The 16117-nt window shown below is 70.3% G+C and carries 14 protein-coding genes; 7 read left to right on the top strand and 7 right to left on the bottom strand.

Annotation, left to right across the window (positions count from 1 at the left end):
- Nucleotides 1–6: 6 nt before the first annotated feature.
- Together F4X11_24740 and F4X11_24735 are read right to left on the bottom strand one after the other, a co-directional pair.
- Nucleotides 7–465 carry a PDZ domain-containing protein gene (locus F4X11_24740; protein MYN68185.1) on the bottom strand — a complete coding sequence of 153 codons (459 nt, stop codon included), beginning with the start codon at nucleotides 463–465 and terminating at the stop codon, nucleotides 7–9.
- 131 nt (nucleotides 466–596) lie between these two features.
- On the bottom strand, nucleotides 597–1022 hold the full coding sequence (locus F4X11_24735; protein ID MYN68184.1) for an OsmC family protein: 426 nt from the start codon (nucleotides 1020–1022) through the stop codon (nucleotides 597–599).
- 328 nt (nucleotides 1023–1350) lie between these two features.
- On the opposite strand from F4X11_24735, the gene F4X11_24730 reads away from it, so the two are divergent.
- Together F4X11_24730 and F4X11_24725 are read left to right on the top strand one after the other, a co-directional pair.
- Complete coding sequence (locus F4X11_24730; GenBank protein MYN68183.1) at nucleotides 1351–2724, top strand: AAA family ATPase; 1374 nt, start codon at nucleotides 1351–1353, stop codon at nucleotides 2722–2724.
- Nucleotides 2721–3329, top strand: coding sequence for a hypothetical protein (locus F4X11_24725; protein ID MYN68182.1), 609 nt, complete (start codon nucleotides 2721–2723; stop codon nucleotides 3327–3329). Before F4X11_24730 ends, F4X11_24725 begins: the two co-directional genes overlap by 4 nt.
- Nucleotides 3330–3458: 129 nt before the next feature.
- On the opposite strand, the gene F4X11_24720 is transcribed toward F4X11_24725, so the two are convergent.
- From F4X11_24720 to F4X11_24700, 5 genes are all read right to left on the bottom strand, one after another.
- Nucleotides 3459–5540, bottom strand: a complete 2082-nt coding sequence (locus F4X11_24720) for a heavy metal translocating P-type ATPase (protein MYN68181.1) — start codon at nucleotides 5538–5540, stop codon at nucleotides 3459–3461.
- 245 nt (nucleotides 5541–5785) lie between these two features.
- Nucleotides 5786–8788 carry a hypothetical protein gene (locus F4X11_24715; protein MYN68180.1) on the bottom strand — a complete coding sequence of 1001 codons (3003 nt, stop codon included), beginning with the start codon at nucleotides 8786–8788 and terminating at the stop codon, nucleotides 5786–5788.
- A gap of 48 nt (nucleotides 8789–8836) precedes the next feature.
- The gene (locus tag F4X11_24710) at nucleotides 8837–9238 is read right to left on the bottom strand and encodes a hypothetical protein (protein ID MYN68179.1); all 402 of its coding nucleotides are present in this window, start codon (nucleotides 9236–9238) and stop codon (nucleotides 8837–8839) included.
- A gap of 120 nt (nucleotides 9239–9358) precedes the next feature.
- Entirely contained in the window at nucleotides 9359–10147 is a 789-nt protein-coding gene (locus F4X11_24705; GenBank protein ID MYN68178.1) for a molybdopterin-dependent oxidoreductase, read from the bottom strand.
- A 2-nt stretch (nucleotides 10148–10149) separates the two neighbouring features.
- A complete protein-coding gene (locus F4X11_24700) occupies nucleotides 10150–10875 on the bottom strand; it encodes a cytochrome B (GenBank protein ID MYN68177.1) in 726 nt (241 codons plus the stop codon).
- A gap of 141 nt (nucleotides 10876–11016) precedes the next feature.
- Between F4X11_24700 and F4X11_24695 the strand changes: the two genes are divergently transcribed.
- The 5 genes from F4X11_24695 to F4X11_24675 all read left to right on the top strand — a co-directional run.
- Nucleotides 11017–11448, top strand: a complete 432-nt coding sequence (locus F4X11_24695) for a hypothetical protein (protein MYN68176.1) — start codon at nucleotides 11017–11019, stop codon at nucleotides 11446–11448.
- A 105-nt stretch (nucleotides 11449–11553) separates the two neighbouring features.
- Nucleotides 11554–12825 (top strand): TolC family protein, encoded by a 1272-nt coding sequence (locus tag F4X11_24690; protein ID MYN68175.1) that lies wholly within the window; start codon nucleotides 11554–11556, stop codon nucleotides 12823–12825.
- On the top strand, nucleotides 12822–14372 hold the full coding sequence (locus F4X11_24685; GenBank protein MYN68174.1) for an efflux RND transporter periplasmic adaptor subunit: 1551 nt from the start codon (nucleotides 12822–12824) through the stop codon (nucleotides 14370–14372). The genes F4X11_24690 and F4X11_24685 overlap by 4 nt, the downstream gene beginning before the upstream one ends.
- A gap of 93 nt (nucleotides 14373–14465) precedes the next feature.
- Nucleotides 14466–15203 (top strand): class I SAM-dependent methyltransferase, encoded by a 738-nt coding sequence (locus tag F4X11_24680; protein MYN68173.1) that lies wholly within the window; start codon nucleotides 14466–14468, stop codon nucleotides 15201–15203.
- A 61-nt stretch (nucleotides 15204–15264) separates the two neighbouring features.
- A partial coding sequence (locus F4X11_24675) for an efflux RND transporter permease subunit (GenBank protein ID MYN68172.1) occupies nucleotides 15265–16117 on the top strand: 853 nt, incomplete at its 3' end.

Genomic DNA, 16117 nt, shown 5'->3' with positions numbered 1-16117 from the left:
ACCGCGTCAGCGCCGCAGCTTGATTCGGTAGGGGCGGCCCCGCCGCAGGAAGTTGATCTGGGTGTCGCTGTCCGTGCCGACGCTCGCCAGGCCGGCCCCGGCGTCTTCGGCCCCGGCTACGTCGACGCCCGCGACGCGATAGATCACGTCCCCCGGCTGCACGCCCGCGACGGCCGCGATACCGTCGTCCTCGACCTCGACGACCAGCGCTCCCTCCCGGGTCTGCAGATTGTCCGGCTCGGCGCGCCGGGCCAGCAGCGTCGTCGGCTCCGCGTCGCACAGGTCGAGCCCGAGCGTCGCCACCGCTACCGGTTCCCCGGCCGCGCATCGGTACAGTGACTCCTGGGCCGGCTGCGCGTCGGACGACGAGGGAGCGGCGGCCGACCCCGCTACGGCGGTCAGCGCGAGCGCCGACGCCAACCCGGCGGCCCTCACGATCCGCGCAACCGCGCTACGCATGCGCATGACGAGACAGTATACGCGGCCCGGGCCGACCGGCCGCCGATTTCACGCGGGGCCGGGCCGGCCGGGCCCGAACGCCACCGCAGCGTCCCGCGGAGGGTCGGACCGGCCGCGCTCGACTACGGCGCAGACTCCTAGGACTCCAGGACGGCGTTCAGCGAGATCTCCGCGTTCATCAGCTTCGAGATCGGGCAGCCGGTCTTCGCGCCGTTCGCCGTCTCGTCGAAGGCGGCCTGGCTGATGCCGGGCACCCTGGCCGAGCACTCGAGGTGGATCTTCGTGACCGCGACCCCGCCCTCGACGGGCTCCATCGTCACCGTCGCGGTGGTGCTCACGTGGTCCGGCGTGTTGCCGCCCTTCGCGAGCTCGTTCGACAGCGCCATCGAGAAGCAGCCGGCGTGCGCGGCTGCCACGAGCTCCTCAGGGTTCGTCCCCGGGCTGCCCTCGAACCGTGTCGCGAACGTGAACGCGGCGTCGGACAGGACGCCGCTGTTGGCCGAGATCGTGCCGCTGCCACCCTTCAGGTCGCCCTTCCAGACCGCCGATGCCTTGCTGTCCATGCTGCCTCCTGGCTGCCCGCTCGCCGCCCGCGCGGCCCGGAGCCGGGCATCATCTTTTGTCAACTGTGGTGTGTGCGGTGCACCCGGAGCGCGGGAGCCGAAGTGCACTGGACTCTAGATCGACCGGTTCGCGTGGCGCAACACCGGAGGTCGCGGGTCGCTGACGCCTCCGCATTTGCTGCCGGCCGGCGTGTTGGCGTGCATCCGATTCGTGTGTCAACATGACACGCATCGACCGCCAGGGCCCTGGCCGGCCGGGCGGCCTGACCGCCGCTCGCCCGGCACAGGCTGTATCGGTTTCCGGATTCTCGCGACCGAACGTCCACCGATGCTCGTCAGCCTGTCCGTCAAGAACTTCAAGAGCATCCGGGAAGCGCACGTCCGCTTCGGGCCGTTCACCTGCTTCATCGGCCACAACGGCGTCGGCAAGAGCAACCTGTTCGACGCGATCCACTTCCTCGGCGCACTGACCGAGCGGGACATCGCTGACGCGGCCACCGAGGTGCGGCGCACGAGCGACGGCGGCTACTCGCCCCTCGACCTGGTGTTCGGCCGGGATCCCAGCCGCAGGATCGAATTGTGCGCAGACATGGTGGTGCCGCCGGAGGTGGAGGACGATTTCGGCCAAGTCGCTAAACCGAGCACGACGCTCCTCACGTACAGGATCCGGCTGCGATATCAGCCGGAATCGGATCGCCTGCTGGTAGAGCACGAGAGTCTGACCCACGCGAAGCTGGAGGACTACAGGAAGTTCATCGGGTTCGACTCGTCGAAGGACTTCAGGAAGTCGGTCGCTCTGGGGGGGCGGCGCGGCGGGCCGCTGATCTCGACCAGGGAAGACAGGATTCAGCTCCACGGCGACGGTGGGAGCCGGGGGAGACCCTCGCCGGTGGGCAGGTCTCCGCTGACAGTAGTCGGCGGCACGAACACCTACGACTACCCGACCGTCCTGGCCGCGAAGCGGGAGATGTCATCCTGGCGCATACTCCACCTCGAACCGAGTGCGATGCGCACCCCCGATACCCGGTCGGCGCCGACCCACGTGTCCGCGTCGGGCGGCCACATACCGGCCACGCTCCATGCGCTGGTGGGGAGGGATCCGGCGGCGGAGGGCGAGATCCTCTTTCGCCTCCGCCAGCTCAACTCGGACATCGCCGAAGTGGGAGTCTACGCCGATGACATTCGAGACCAGCTCGCTCTGCGCGCCCGGGTTCCCGGCGTGGACAACTGGCTGTACGGCCGTTCTCTCTCGGACGGCACGCTGCGGTACATAGCCCTGGTCCTGATGTTGGTGGACGTTCAGGATCGCGCGGTCCTGTGCATAGAGGAGCCCGAGAACGGCATCCATCCCTCGCGGGTGCCCAACTTGGCCGAGTTGTTGCGGGACTACGCGGTCGACGTTGGCGATGCGGTCGGCCCTGACAATCCCTTGCGGCAGGTCGTTCTCAACACCCATTCTCCCGAGGTGGCGCGACAGCTCTCCTTCGACGAGCTCGTATTCGTCGAGCGGGCGCTCACGAAGCAGGACGGGCCAATCAGCACGTTCCGACCCATCACGGGTGCGTGGAGGACGCACCAGCCGGACGGAACGGAATCGACCACACAACCGATTGACCGGCAGGCGGTCGTCGACTTCATCGGAGGCTCGCCGGTCAATGCGGAGTTCGATCAATTGAGGCTCCAGTTCGGATCGGCCAAGTGAGCCGACAGTTGACCTGGTCCATAGTGGCCGATGGCGGAACCGACCTGATGCTCGTCCCGGTCATCCAGTGGGCGATACACCGCCTGGATCCCGCCGTCGAAATACTGGAACCCGAGTTCCGGAAGCGACGCGGAGGTGTCGAGGACTTCCTTCGCACCTATGACTCCGGCGCAATGGTCGTCTTCGTGCATCGGGACGCGGAGAACCTCACGCTGGAGAATCGCCTGGCAGAGTTCGATGGCGTCACCCGGGCAGACGTGGTGCCTGTCGTACCGGTTCAGATGTCGGAGGCCTGGATTCTCTTCGACGGAGCGGCGGTGGCGAAGGCAGCCGGCTCACCGGCTGCCGAGGTGATTGCTCCGGCGATCGCCGAGATCGAGAACATCGCGAATCCCAAGGAGCGCCTGGACGAGCTTCTCTTGCATGCCGCCGGGTTGCCGGCCGGGCGCCGCGGCAGGAACTTCAAGCGCTCGATAGCGAAGCGCCGCGTCAGCGTTGCTGCCTACATTACGGACTACAGGCCGCTCGAAGGTGTTCCGGCGTTTCGCAGATTTCAGGAAGTCCTCGCGGAGCGCTACCCCTACAGGAATCTGCTTGGGCAATAGACCGCAGGAACTACACACCGCGATGTCGGCGAGAGCGCCCGCCGGATGGATTGAGCGGTGTTCTCTGGATCCATACGCGCCCCACGGTGGAGGGTCGCCGGGGGTGCGACAGACGACCCATCTCGCCGCCTACGCTTCCTGCCCGGCTCCCGCCAGCGCCGGTTCCGGCGATGCCCGGCCGCCGACCGCGCCCGATCGCAGCATCCGCAGGCCGTTGAACGTGACCAGCAGCGACGCGCCCATGTCGGCGGCCACCGCCATCCAGAGGGTCGCGGCGCCGAAGGCCATGAAGGCGAGGAAGAGCGCCTTAGCGCCGAGGGCGAACGTGATGTTCTCGATGATCACCCGCCGAGCCCGGCGGGCGTGGCTTACCAGGAAGGGGAGCTTCTGCAGGTCGTCCTGCATCAGCACGACATCGGCCGACTCGGCCGCTACGTCGGTGGCGTTGCCGCCCATCGCGATGCCGACCGAGGCGGCCAGCAGCGCCTGGCTGTCGTTGATTCCGTCGCCCACCATCGCGGTCGGTCCGTGGCGCTTCATGAGCTTCCGGATGGCGTCCGCCTTGCCGTCGGGCAGCAGCTCGGCGCGCACGTCCGCCACGTGAACGCGGGCGCCGACGCTGCGGGCCGTCGCCGCGTTGTCGCCGGTGAGCAGGGCGGTCCGGAGGTCCTGGCGGTGGATCTGCTCCACGCTGGACGGCGCTTCCGGGCGCACCGGGTCCGCCAGCGCGACGAGCGCCCAGACATCCTCGCCGGCGCCGCAGACGACGACGGTCTCGTCGGCCCGCTGCATCTGCGCGAGCTCCGGCTCGAACGATTCGAGGGCGGTCTGCTCGCGGGCGAAACGCGTGCTTCCCACCCAGAACCGCTTGCCGTCGATTACCGCCTCGGCGCCGCGCCCCTCGACGGCCGCGAAGTCGGTCAGCTTGGCCGGCTCGACCCCGCGCTTGCGCGCATGACGGATGATGGCGCGCGACAGCGGATGCTCGCTACGCAGCTCGATGGCCAGCAGGCGGGACAGTACCTCGTCCTCCGAGCGGCCGTTCGCGGGCCGCAGTTCGCGCACGTCCGGCTCGCCGCGCGTGATGATCCCGGTCTTGTCGAAGGCGACCGCCCGCAGCCGTCCCAGTTCCTCGAGGTGCGAGCCGCCCTTGATCAGCACGCCGTGCCGCGTGGCCGACGTGATGGCCGCGGCGATCGTCACCGGCGTCGAGATCACCAGGCCGCAGGGGCACGAGATCAGCAGGATGAGCATCGCCTGGTAGAACCAGTGCTGCCAGTCGCCGCCGAGCAGCAGCGGGGGAGCCGCCCCCACGGCGAACGCTACCGCGAACATCAGCGGCGTGTAGTAGCGGGCGAACTGATCGATGAAGCGCTCGGTCGGCGCCCGGTGGTGATGGCTCTCGCCGACCATGCGGGTGATGCGGGCCAGCATCGTGTCCGATGCGGTCCGCGTGGTGCGCAGATCGAGCACCCCGTGGCCGTTCACCGTGCCCGCGAACACCTCGTCGCCGGCCGTCTTCCAGGCGGGTATGGATTCGCCGGTGACCAGCGCCTGGTCGACGTAGGAGCTGCCGTCGGTCACCACCCCGTCGCACGGAACCCGTTCCCCCGGTCGCACCCGCACGTGCGCGCCCACCGCCACGCGGTCCACCGGCGTCCGGTGCTCGTGGTCGCCGTGCACCACCGCCGCCGTCGCCGGCGTGATGCGCAGCAGCGAGCCGATGGCGTTGCGCGCCCGCCGCGCGCTCCAGTTCTCTAGTAGTCCCGACAGCCCATACAGGAAGGCCAGTACCGCCGCCTCGGCCCACTCGGACAGGAACAGGGCGCCGACGACCGAGACCAGCACCAGCGCGTTCATATCCGGCCGCAGGCGCACGAGAGACGCCACCGCCTTCGGCGTGGCGTGGAAGAGTCCCGCGACGATACCGACCAGCAGCAGCAGGAGGACGGAACTGTCTATGCCGTGCGCCCCGTGCGCGTGCGCGAGCAGGGTCTCCAGCACGCTCCCGCCGGCCACCGCGATGTGCAGGACGAGCCCGCCGACGAGCGCCAGTCCGCTTGTCGCCACCAGCGCGTGGCGGCCGTGAGCATCCCACCACGACTCGGCCCGCGGCGCCGCGTCCCACGGTTCGGCTCGCATTCCCAGCCGGGACACCGCCTCGGCGACCCGCTCGGGGCCGAACACGTCCGTGTCGGCGTCGACGGTCATGCGGGCGTCGACGACGTGGAACGAGACGCCGTGAACGCCGTCGCGGTCCCCGAGCGCGTCGCGCAGCAGGGTCGCTTCCTCGTTGCAGTCGAGGCCCTCTACGCGGAAATCCAGTTGTTCGCGGATGGTGTGCTCCTGGTTACGGCGGAAGATCTCGCCGGTCCCCTACCATCATGACCCGAACGACGCCGCCGCGTCGACGGGCCTGCCGCCGCTCTCGCCGGAAGGGGCGCGCAGGGATGCGCTCAGTAGCGGAACAGGTAGGACAGCTTCCCGAAGAACGCCCGGTTCGTCCGCTGCAGCGAGTTGAACGGGAACAGCAGGCTGTCGATTTCGGTGCCGCGCTGGAAGCGGTCATCGTAGCCGAGGAAGACGACCGTGCCGGCGTTGATGCGGTAGGTGAAGAGGATGTTGTTGCCCACCGTCACGGACTGCGTGTTGTGCTCGGCGATGTGGCGCACGAGCAGCCGGTCGGTGAACTGGTAGGTGTTGCGGCTGCGGAAGATCTTGACGTGGAAGATGCCTTCGCCGCCGATCGGATTCACGAAGTCGCTCGAGACCATGTTGAACTCCGTGCGCAGCCGCGAGGTGGGCTGGAAGCGGAAGTTCACGTTGCCGATGGTCGAGCGGCCCAGGTATGGGTCGTCCGCGTAGAGGATGCCGTCGCCCCAGTTGTAGCCGCCGTAGATCGAGAGGATCCGCGCGCTCATGACGCCGAAGAAGCCGTAGCCGGTCTTGCGGAAGTCGATTGCCCCGTAGCGCTCCAGATCCCGGTTGACCATGCCGGTGATGGCCATGTTGTTGCGGAACGAGAAGCTCGCCATGCCCTGGAGCTGCTCGTCCTGCAGCACGCCGGCGTGGTCGTAGAGGCGCAGGTAGGTGGCCGACGGGCCCCACGTCATCAGGTTCGATTCGGGCCACCAGCGGTACGACACGGTGCCGCTGGTCTGCTGCAGATCGACCCGCGGCAGGAAGCCGGTGTTGGTGTGGAAGCCCGGATCGATGCTGCTGTAGGCGACGTTGTAGCTGAGATTGCGTCCCTGCTTCGAGAAGTCCGCCTCGACCGCCGCTCCGGAGAGCGCGCCGAGGTCGGCGTCCCGCGTCTCGGATCCCGCGGCCAGGAAGCTGATGCGGTGCGTTCGCCCGAGGCGGAAACGCCCGTCCACGCCGGCCACCCGGTTGTGGTCGTTGCCGAACTCGCGGTCGGTCATGATGGCGCCGAGGTACGACTCGGCGTAGAAGTCGTAGCGGGCGCGTCCGAGGACGGTCTGCGCGGTGCCGCCGTACTCGGGGTGCGTATCGTCGACGAGCCGGCCCGCCGCCACGTCGTCGGCGACGACCACGCCCAGCGTCGTCCGGCCCACCTTGCCGGTCAGCTTCCCGCCGAAGTCGGGGTCGGCGATCGTGCGGGTATGGACGAGGGTCAGCGGCGTCGCCGTCTGGAAGATCTCCTGTCCCTCCAGGAAGAACGGGCGCTGCTCCGGATAGAAGAGCTGGAAGCGCTGGTTGGTCTCGATCTGCGGCCGGTCCGACTCGATCTGCGAGAAGTCGGGGTTGAAGGTGATGTCGGCAGTCAGGTTGGGCGTGATGCCGTACTTGACGCCGAGCCCCGGCTCGCCGCCCGGGTCGCCGCGATCGAAGACGCCGGTGTCCCTGTCGAGCGAACCGAGGCGGAACCCGGTCAGCTCGGGGAGGAACTCCAGGTTGCGGCTCCGGGACATGTCCGACAGGCCCTCGAGCACCCCGAACTGCGTGAGCTGACCCGCGACGCCGCGCGAGATCGGCGACCACGACTGCGCCTCCGACTTGTCCCGGATGACGCGCGTGATCTGGAAGCCCCAGCGGTGATCCTCGCCGCCGGCGCGCGACGGGTAGCGGAGGCTCTTGAAGGGGATGCGCATCTCGGCCGTCCAGCCGTCGTCGACGACCTGCCCGGCGGTGTCGAAGAGGGCGTCCCAGGACTGGTCGCCGCGGATGCCGAACTGTCCGGACTGGCTCATGCCGCTGCCGCCGCTCCGCCGCGGTCCGCTGCCGCCCCGTGAGGCCGACGAGCTGCCGCTCGATCGCGAGAAGCCGGTGCTGCCGTCCGCGTTGACGAGCGAGTCGGACTGCACGCCGTAGCCGTTCACTTCGAACTGGTAGGCGCGCTGCTGATCGAGAAAAGGGTCGAAAAGCACGGACATCCGGTCGTCCCCGCGGATCTCCTCGCGGTCGGCCCGGTTGATGCGCATCACCTCCGGCCGCGTGTAATGGGCATAGAAGGCGAAGTAGAGATGGTCGTTGTCGTACGCCATCCACACCTCGGTCTCCTCGGTGCCGGGCGCGCCCTCGATGGGCGCGATCTGGATGAAGTCCGTGATGTGGGTGGCGGTCTCCCAGACCGAATCGTCCAGGCGGCCGTCGATGTCCGGCGGGTTGCTCGTGCGCCCGATGACGACCGTCGGGCGGGTTCTGGGCGTTGGAGTGAATCCGCCGCCTCGGCCCGGACGCCTGCCTTGGGGGCGGGCTGGCGGCGCGCCGGCCCCCGCTTCGCCGAACGCGAGCGCACCGGTCACGTTCCGTTCGGGCTCGGCCGGAACGATGCGGGCCGGCGCCGCGGACGCGACGCTCTCGGGTCGCGGGGTGGATGCCGGCGGGGCCACACCTGCCGCCGGCGCCCTGCCGGCCGCCGTTCTCGAGTCGGTCGACAGGTGCCCGGCGAGCGCCGCACCCAGCTCGTCCTGGATGTCGAACAGGTCGCCGAAGTCGCCGTCGACGCGGGTGCCGAACGCGGTCGCGCCGGTAGCGACATCCACGAGGCGGGTCGTGATCCGCAACCGTTCTCCCACTCGCTGAAGTGTTCCGTCGACGAGCCAGGCGACACCGCGCCGGTGGTAGGTGTCGAGCGCAGTGCCGTCGAACCAGCCGTTTCCGTTTCCGTTTCCGTTTCCGTACCTTGCGGGGGCATCGGCGGCGTCGACCGTGCCGTGCCCGACCACGCTGAGCCCCGCGTTCCGCAGATCGGCTGCGATGGTTTCGGCGAGACCGGCGCCGATCCAGTCGTCGGCCGGTTGCCGGCTCACGTTCGCGAACGGCACCACGATGATCGGGCCGGGCGTTTGCGCCGCCGCCGGCACCGCCGGAGCGAGGAGGCTCGCGCCGGTCAGGGCAACCGCGACCGAGCGCCGACGCATTCGCGTCGCGGCATGCGCGATCAGGCGCATGCTCGGTCCGGCTCGGCGGCCTGGACGCCGCTCGATGTCGGGCATTGCTGCGCCTAGTCTACCGGCAGTTCAGCTATCCGTGTTGGGGTGGGGCTACCAACCGACGCCGATCCCGGCGAGGCTGGAGGCCCGCTGTCGCCAGAACTCCGGCGTCATGGCGTTGACCGTCTCGTTGTGGGTAGGCGAGCCGTACGCGATCGCGCCCCCCGTGCGCCCGCCGAGGAGCGAGGTCCAGCTTTCCACGTTGAACCCCTGGAGAACCTCGACGGCCTGGGCGCGGGCGTAGACGTCGACGCGCGCGGTCAGACGCAGCAGCAGTCGCCCGTCGTCGGCGGGGAGGGCCGCCATGCGACGCTTGATCCGATCGAGAGAGACCGTAGGAATGCGGGTGTCGATTGTCGCCTCGTCGACGGATGCGGGCTGCTGCTCCGCGACCGCCGGCGCGGCGAGCAGCACGGCGACCATCGCAACGCAGGCCATCGGCGCAATTCGCATGCGTTTCCCTCACCAAGGGCGCCTTTCACGCTACGGGGGCGCGCGCCGTCTGTCAACTCCGGATCGATGGCGGCGCCCGCGCCGCAACGCGCCGGATCCGTGGCGCCGCGGATCCGGCCTTCAGACGCCGGCGTACCAGTGGAACCCGTAGTCCGCGCTCAGTCCGCCGCGGCCCCGGCCGAACCCGGCGATCGAGTCGACTACCTGGAGCGTCTTCAGGAACTTCACGTTCTTGTAGCCGCACTGCCGCTCGACCCGCAGCCGAACCGGCGCACCGTTGCCCAGCGGCAGGTCTTCGCCGTTGAGGCCGTAGGCGAGGATCGTCTGCGGGTGCACGACGTCGAACATGTCGATGCTCTCGTACCAGCCGTCGAAGGTGTGGAAGACCGCGTAGCGCGCCTCGGCCCGCACGCCGCCGGCCGCCTCGAGTACCCGCAGCAGCGGGGCGCCGGTCCATTCGGCGATCGCCGACCAGCCCTGCTCGCACACGTGGGCGGTGATCTGCGTGCGCGACGGCAGACGCCGAATATCGTCGAGCGACAGCGACGCCGGCCGTTCCACGAGGCCGCTCACCGGCAGGCGCCAGTCCCGGAAGCCGTCCCGCCGCAGCCGTTGGTACTCGTCGTCGTCGGGATTGGTCTGGCCCCAGGTGGGAAACTCCGGGGCGATGTCGTCCGGCCCGTACTCCCGCGCCAGCGGCTGGTCCCTGAGCAGCAGTCGGTTCGTGCTCATGGTCAGCACGTCGGCCGCGCCGATCAGGCCTCCCCGGACGTTCGGCGGCATGTATCGCTCTCGCGTACATCCGGCCAGCAGCCCTCCCAGGGCCGGAACGCTCGCCAGGAGGCGGCGGCGCGAGATCGGTCGCGGACCGGGGGGACCGACGATTCGCGGTGCTTCGGAAGTCGGCATACTCATGGCCCCTCTCCCGTTGACAGGAACTTGCCGGTGATCATCGAGCGGATCCGGTTGGCTGCACCGGCCGCCAGAACCTCCAGCACGTGCACGAATACGAAGACGACGAACACGACGGTGCCGATGCTGTGGAGCGTACGCGCCGACTGCCGCCCGCCGAACAGGTCGAGCAGCCACGGCATCGCCGCAGTGAAGCCGGGCGACTGCGCCAGCCCGGTCAGGGTCATCAGCGGTACGAAGAGCAGGAGCAGCAGGAGATAGGAGAGCTTCTGCAGGACCCCGTAGCGGGTGGCCGCGGCCCGCGCCTGCCCCCGTCCGGGCAGATGATCGCGCAGCTCGGCGCGCAGGTGGCGGGCCGTGAGCTCATCGCGGCGGGGCAGCAGGCGGTCGCGAAAGTGGCCGGTCGCGAGGCTCCATCCGGCGTAGACGAGACCGTTCAGGAGAAACACCCAGGCGAACGTGAAATGGTAGTTCCGCCCCCACATCCGGTTCCCCAGCGCGCCGGCCTCGTCCCAGGAGATGCCCCAGTCCGCGAGCCGGAAGATTGCCGGGTAGCCCTGGTAACCGGTATGGCCCCAGTACAGCTCCGGGAAGTCCAGGAAGATGTGGATGCCGCTCAGCAGCAGATAGGCGCCGGCCACAACGTTGATCCAATGGCAGATGCGGACGTTGTACGAGTGCAAAGCGATCCACCGCGGCGCGCCGGGACGGGCCTTGTCGGACATCGGTGAGCCTGTCCGCCATCCTACCGCCCAGGTGCGCGTGGGGCAACGGACGCGGCCGTGGTCCCGCCGTTGCGATACGCTCGCGCTCCGCTTCGCATCCGGGGGTTGACAGCGCCCGAAGCGGCCGTAAGGATAGGAGTGATGCTTCACTGCATCGCCCGCCTGCTGCTCGTCGTGGCGCTGGTGTCGTCCGGTGCGACCGCACCCTTCCTGCACGTACACGCGCACGGCGCCCACCACGGTGCGTCGCACGCAGGGCGCGCCGACGAGCATTGCGCGCACCATCACGCCGAGGGTGCGCACTGGCACCTGGGCGGCAGCCCCGCTTCTCGCACCGGCGGCGCGTTAGCGACCGGCGCCGCGTCGCACCGGCACGCCGCGGTCGCGCTGTCGGCGGCGGCCGTCGAGACTGCGTCGGCGGGGCTTGATGCACCCCGCGCGGTGGTCGATGCGCCGGCGTCAGCCGTCCCTGCCGGCCCCGGGGACCTGCGTGCCCGAGTCGCAGCGGACGCCGGTCCCGACCCCCCGCCTCTGATACTCCTCGCCGCACGCGCTCCTCCCCTCCGCTTCTGACGCTCCGTCCGCCGCGGGTGTGGCTACCGCTGCCCGCGAGTGGACGTTTCGTGATCGAAGGAGGCCGTCCACCGTTCTTGCGGACGGATCAGGAGAGGGCAACGCATGCGTTCAGGAGGCCGTGGCACAACTCGCGCTGCATTCGGTCGGCGATGCATCTCGCGATCACTGCTTCTGGCGGGGATCCTGGGGGTGACGGCTCCCGCGGCGTCCGGTCAGCCGCTGACCGAGGAGGAGGCGCTCGACCGGATGCGCGCCGGGCATCCCTATCTGCTGGCGCTGCGCCTTGCCGTGCGCGAGGCCGAGGCCGAGGCGCGGGAGCGGGGCCTGCTCGCCAATCCGACGGTTGGCTACACGCGGGAGGACATCGGTCTCGCCAGCGACGATTTCCTCCTGTTCTCCCACGAGTTGCCGGTGCGGGGCCGCGTGGGATTGCTCCGCGAGGCGGCCGGGCATACCGGGGCGGGCGCCAAGGCGCGCGCCGACGCCTCCCGGCTGGCGTTCGAGTCGCGGTTGCGCCTGGCCTTCACGGACCTCCTGCTGGCCCAGGAACGGGTGGCGGTGCTGGAGGGCGGACTGCGGGAGCTCGCCCGCCTGGTGGAAGTGCTGCGCGCACGCGAGCGGGAGGGCGAGGGCTCCCGCTTCGACCGGCTGCGCACCGAGCGGGAGGTGGCCGACGTCGAGACCGACCTCGAAGCGGCGGTCATCGGGCGCCTGACGGCGCAGGCGCGATTGGCGGCGTATCTGGAGCCGGGGACCGATCCGAGCGGGCTCTCGGCAGTGGGCGGGTTGCTGGATACGGCGCCCGTTCCGGACCCGGCCGCGCTGGTGGCGTCGGCGCTGGCGCAGCGGGCTGACTACCGGGCGCTGGCCTCGCGGGAGACGCGTTGGGCGACCGAACGCCGCGCCGCCGAGCGGTTGCGGCTGCCGTCGGCGGCCGTCACCGCCGGGCTGAAGTGGAGCGGCCCGGCGCGGGGCCGCGAATCGGGCTACGTGGTGGCGGCGACCGTCGGGGTCCCGTTCTTCAATCGCGGGCAGGCGCAGGTGGCGCGGGCCGAGGCGGCGCGGGCGAGAACGGATGCCGAGCGGCGGGCGCTGCGCGCCCGGATTCGGAGCGAGGTGCGCGCGGCGCACGTTGCCGCCTCGCGGTACCGCGCGCTGGCCGACCGCTACCGCGTCGCGTCGGTCGAGCCCGCGGCGGAGTTGGCCGTGATCGCCACGGCGGCCTACGAGGAAGGCGAGTACGGGATTCTCGAGCTGCTCGACGCGCGTCGGGTGGTGGTCGGCGCGGGGCTCCGGCTCCTGGAGCTGTCCGCTGCCGCGCGCCGGGCCGCCATCGATCTCGACCTGGCGATGGGAGGGGAGGCGGCGCCATGAGCATCATGAGCCGAACGTTGATCGGCGGCGGCTGGGCGTTGACGGCCTGTCTCGCACTTGCGTGCGGCGGCGGAGCCGGCGCCATCGAGGTGGTCGACGCGGAGGAGATTCCTCCGGTGGTCGAGACGCGCTGGACCGGGCGGAGCGAGCTGTTCATGGAATATCCCCCGCTGGTCGAGGGCGAGACGAGCCGCTTCGCCATCCACTTCACCGATCTCTCGACGTTCGAGCCCCTGCGGGCGGGCCGTGCCGAGGTCCGCCTGGCCGGAGGGCGGGAGGAGGCCTTCACGGTGGATGCCCCGGGACGCCCGGGCATCTTCGGGATCGACGTCGCGCCGTCGCGCGCCGGGCGCTACCGTCTTTCGGTGGTCCTCGATGCGCCGGGGCTGGCGGACCGCCACGATCTGGGCGAGGTCACGGTGCTTGCGCCCGCCGCGGGCGCGGCCCTCTCCGCGGTCGAGGAGGAGGACGACAGCTCGATTACGTTCCTGAAGGAACAGCAGTGGACACTCGATTTCGCGACGGCGGAGGCCGGGACGCGGCAGATCGCCGAGAGCCTGGTGATTGCCGCCGAGATCGAGCCGCGCACCGGCGGCCGCGCCGACGTGACGACACCGGTCGCGGGCCGGCTGGCGGACGACCTGCCGGCGCATCCGGTCGGATCCCACGTAACCCGCGGCGAGTCGCTGGCGGAGATCATTCCCCACAGCGGGCACGGGGAGGATCGCCCGGCACTGGAGCTGGCCGTGGCCGAGGCGCGCAACGCGCTCGAGCTGGAGCGGGCGGAGCGCTCCCGGGCGGACAGGCTGGTGGTGGCGGGGGCCCTGCCCGAGCGGCGGCGGCTGGAGGCGCGGGTGGCCGAGCAGACGGCCGAAGCGCGGTTGGCCGCGGCCGAGGCGCACCTGGCCCAGCTCGACCTGACGCGGACCGGCGAGGGGGAGGGTGGACGCGACACCCGTTTCGTACTCCGCGCGCCAATCAGCGGCGTGGTGGCCGCGTCGGACGCTACACCCGGAGCCAGCGTCGACGCGGGGGCGCGGCTGTTCCGGCTGATCGCGCTCGATCGGGTGCACGTGGAAGGCGCCTTGCCCGAGGCGGCCCTGGCGCGAATCGACGAGCTGGCGGGGGCCGAGCTGGAGGTGCCGGGCTTCGGCGCTCCCATCGCGCTCGACCGGCTGGTCTCGGTCGGACGCGTCCTGGAGCCCGAGGCGCGAACCGTACCGATCATCTACGAGCTGCGCGATCCCGACCGACGGCTGGCCGTGGGGCAGGCCGTGTCGCTGCGCATTTTCGCGTCCGCCGCAACCGACGCGGTGACCGTACCGGAGAGCGCCGTCGTCGACGACGCCGGGCAGCCGGTGGTCTTCGTGCAGGTTGGGGGCGAGAGCTTCGAACGCCGTCCGGTACGGCTGGGCAACCGCGAGGCGGGGCAAGTGCAGATCGCCGGCGACGTCGCGCCGGGCGAGCGCGTGGTCGTGCAGGGGGCCCCGCTCATTCGCCTGGCGGCGTTGTCGCCGCAGGGTCCGGCGCACGGGCATACGCACTGAAGCCTGGGCCGCTTGGAATATTCTGCATACGCGAAGACAACTGCAAGGAGCTTCGTGCAGGCAGTATTCAGGCGGAAGCCGGGAGGAAACGCTGTGGATCAGATCGAGAAATACGAAGCCATCGCCGACGCCTACCAGGAGTCCATGCGGCTCCCGTTCCGGGACGCCATCGAGAGGTACACCCTGGTGGAGATGCTGGGAGACGTCACCGGCGCGAAGGCTCTGGACATGGCCTGCGGCGACGGGTACTACACGCGCCTGCTCAAGCGGGCCGGGGCAAAGGAGGCGACGGGCGTGGACGTCTCCGCGGAGATGGTGCGCCGGGCCGAGGAGCTGGAGAAACGCGATCCGCTGGGCTGCGCGTATCGGCAGTCGGAAGTCGCCGCGTTCCGGCCGCCGGAACCGGTGGACGTGATCGTGGCCGTCTACTCCCTGGGCTACTCGCGGACTGCCGAGGAGCTCGGGCGGTTCTGTCAGTCCTGTCATGACGCGCTGCGTCCCGGGGGGAGGTTCGTGGGTCTCAACGACAACGCGCGGAATCCTCCTCCGGGAACCGGCTCGTTGGAGAAGTACGGCCTGCTGAGGACCTGCGCGCAACCGCCGTCCGAGGGGGACGTCGTGCAGTGGACCATCACCAACCCCGACGGCCGGCGGTTCGATCTCGAGAACTTCTATCTCACGCGCGAGACGTACGAGAACGCCTTTCGCGCGACCGGATTCAGCGAGTTCCGTTGGGTCGACCTGCAGTTGCAGCCGTCCGAGCGCGGCAATCCGTTCTGGGACGACTTCCTGGCGCAGCCGCCGATCGTCGGGTTCGCCGCGACGCGCTGAGGACGTCGTGCACGTCGGGACGGAGGCGGGGTCGACGACGGACGAGTGATGGGAGAGACCCATGTTCCTCGACGCGCTCATCCGGTGGTCGTTGCGCAACCGGCTGGCGGTGCTCGCCTCCGCCGCGGCGTTTCTCGCCTGGGGCGGCTACGTGGCGGTGCGGATGCCGGTCGACGTGCTGCCCGACCTCACCGCCCCGACCGTGACGGTGCTGGTCGAGGGGCACGGGATGGCGCCGACCGACATGGAGGCGCTGGTCACCTTTCCCGTCGAGGCGGCCCTGAACGGCGCGGCGGGAGTGCGGCGGGTGCGCTCGTCGACCGCCGTCGGCATCGCGGTCATCTGGGTCGACTTCGACTGGAGCGCCGACGTGCGGCTTGCGCGGCAGACGGTGAGCGAGAGACTGGCCAGGGTTGCGGCGACGTTGCCCGACGACATCGCCGCGCCGATGATGGCCCCGCTGTCGTCGATCATGGGCGAGATCATGTTCGTCGCCCTGCAGTCGCCCGCCCATACCTCGCTGGAGCTGCGCACGACGGCGGAGACGCTGGTCCGCCGGCGGGTGCTGGCGACGCCGGGCGTCGCGCAGGTGACGGTGATCGGCGGCGAGCGGCGGCAGTTCGAGGTGCTGGTTCGGCCGGAGCGGCTCGCGGCCTACGGCGTGCCCCTGAGCGCGGTGGAGGTTGCCCTGGAGCGCGGCAGCCGCAATACGTCGGCCGGGTTCCGCCGCGCCGGCGGTCAGGAGTATCTCATCCAGGGGGCCGGCCGCGCACACGACGCAGAGAGCATCGGCGCCACGGTGATCGCGACGCGCGACACCCGTCCGATCCGGGTACGGGACATCGCGGACGTGCGGGTGGGGGAGTCGCTCAAGCGGGGCGAGGGTTCCCGCAACGGACAGCCGGCGGTGATTC

The sequence above is a fragment of the Acidobacteriota bacterium genome (assembly GCA_009861545.1).
In the GTDB taxonomy this organism is placed as follows: domain Bacteria; phylum Acidobacteriota; class Vicinamibacteria; order Vicinamibacterales; family UBA8438; genus WTFV01.
Note: the sequence above shows the minus strand (reverse complement) of the source record. Positions and strands in the feature narration are given on the sequence as shown.

Bases quoted from the DNA above. Each gene is read 5' to 3' on its own strand.
- F4X11_24735 (MYN68184.1), bottom strand. From the start codon at position 1,022: ATGGACAGCAAGGCATCGGCGGTCTGGAAGGGCGACCTGAAGGGTGGC.
- F4X11_24730 (MYN68183.1), top strand. From the start codon at position 1,351: ATGCTCGTCAGCCTGTCCGTCAAGAACTTCAAGAGCATCCGGGAAGCG.
- F4X11_24690 (MYN68175.1), top strand. From the start codon at position 11,554: ATGCGTTCAGGAGGCCGTGGCACAACTCGCGCTGCATTCGGTCGGCGA.
- F4X11_24710 (MYN68179.1), bottom strand. From the start codon at position 9,238: ATGCGAATTGCGCCGATGGCCTGCGTTGCGATGGTCGCCGTGCTGCTC.
- F4X11_24685 (MYN68174.1), top strand. From the start codon at position 12,822: ATGAGCATCATGAGCCGAACGTTGATCGGCGGCGGCTGGGCGTTGACG.
- F4X11_24700 (MYN68177.1), bottom strand. From the start codon at position 10,875: ATGTCCGACAAGGCCCGTCCCGGCGCGCCGCGGTGGATCGCTTTGCAC.
- F4X11_24715 (MYN68180.1), bottom strand. From the start codon at position 8,788: ATGCCCGACATCGAGCGGCGTCCAGGCCGCCGAGCCGGACCGAGCATG.
- F4X11_24695 (MYN68176.1), top strand. From the start codon at position 11,017: ATGCTTCACTGCATCGCCCGCCTGCTGCTCGTCGTGGCGCTGGTGTCG.
- F4X11_24720 (MYN68181.1), bottom strand. From the start codon at position 5,540: ATGACCGTCGACGCCGACACGGACGTGTTCGGCCCCGAGCGGGTCGCC.
- F4X11_24740 (MYN68185.1), bottom strand. From the start codon at position 465: ATGCGCATGCGTAGCGCGGTTGCGCGGATCGTGAGGGCCGCCGGGTTG.
- F4X11_24705 (MYN68178.1), bottom strand. From the start codon at position 10,147: ATGCCGACTTCCGAAGCACCGCGAATCGTCGGTCCCCCCGGTCCGCGA.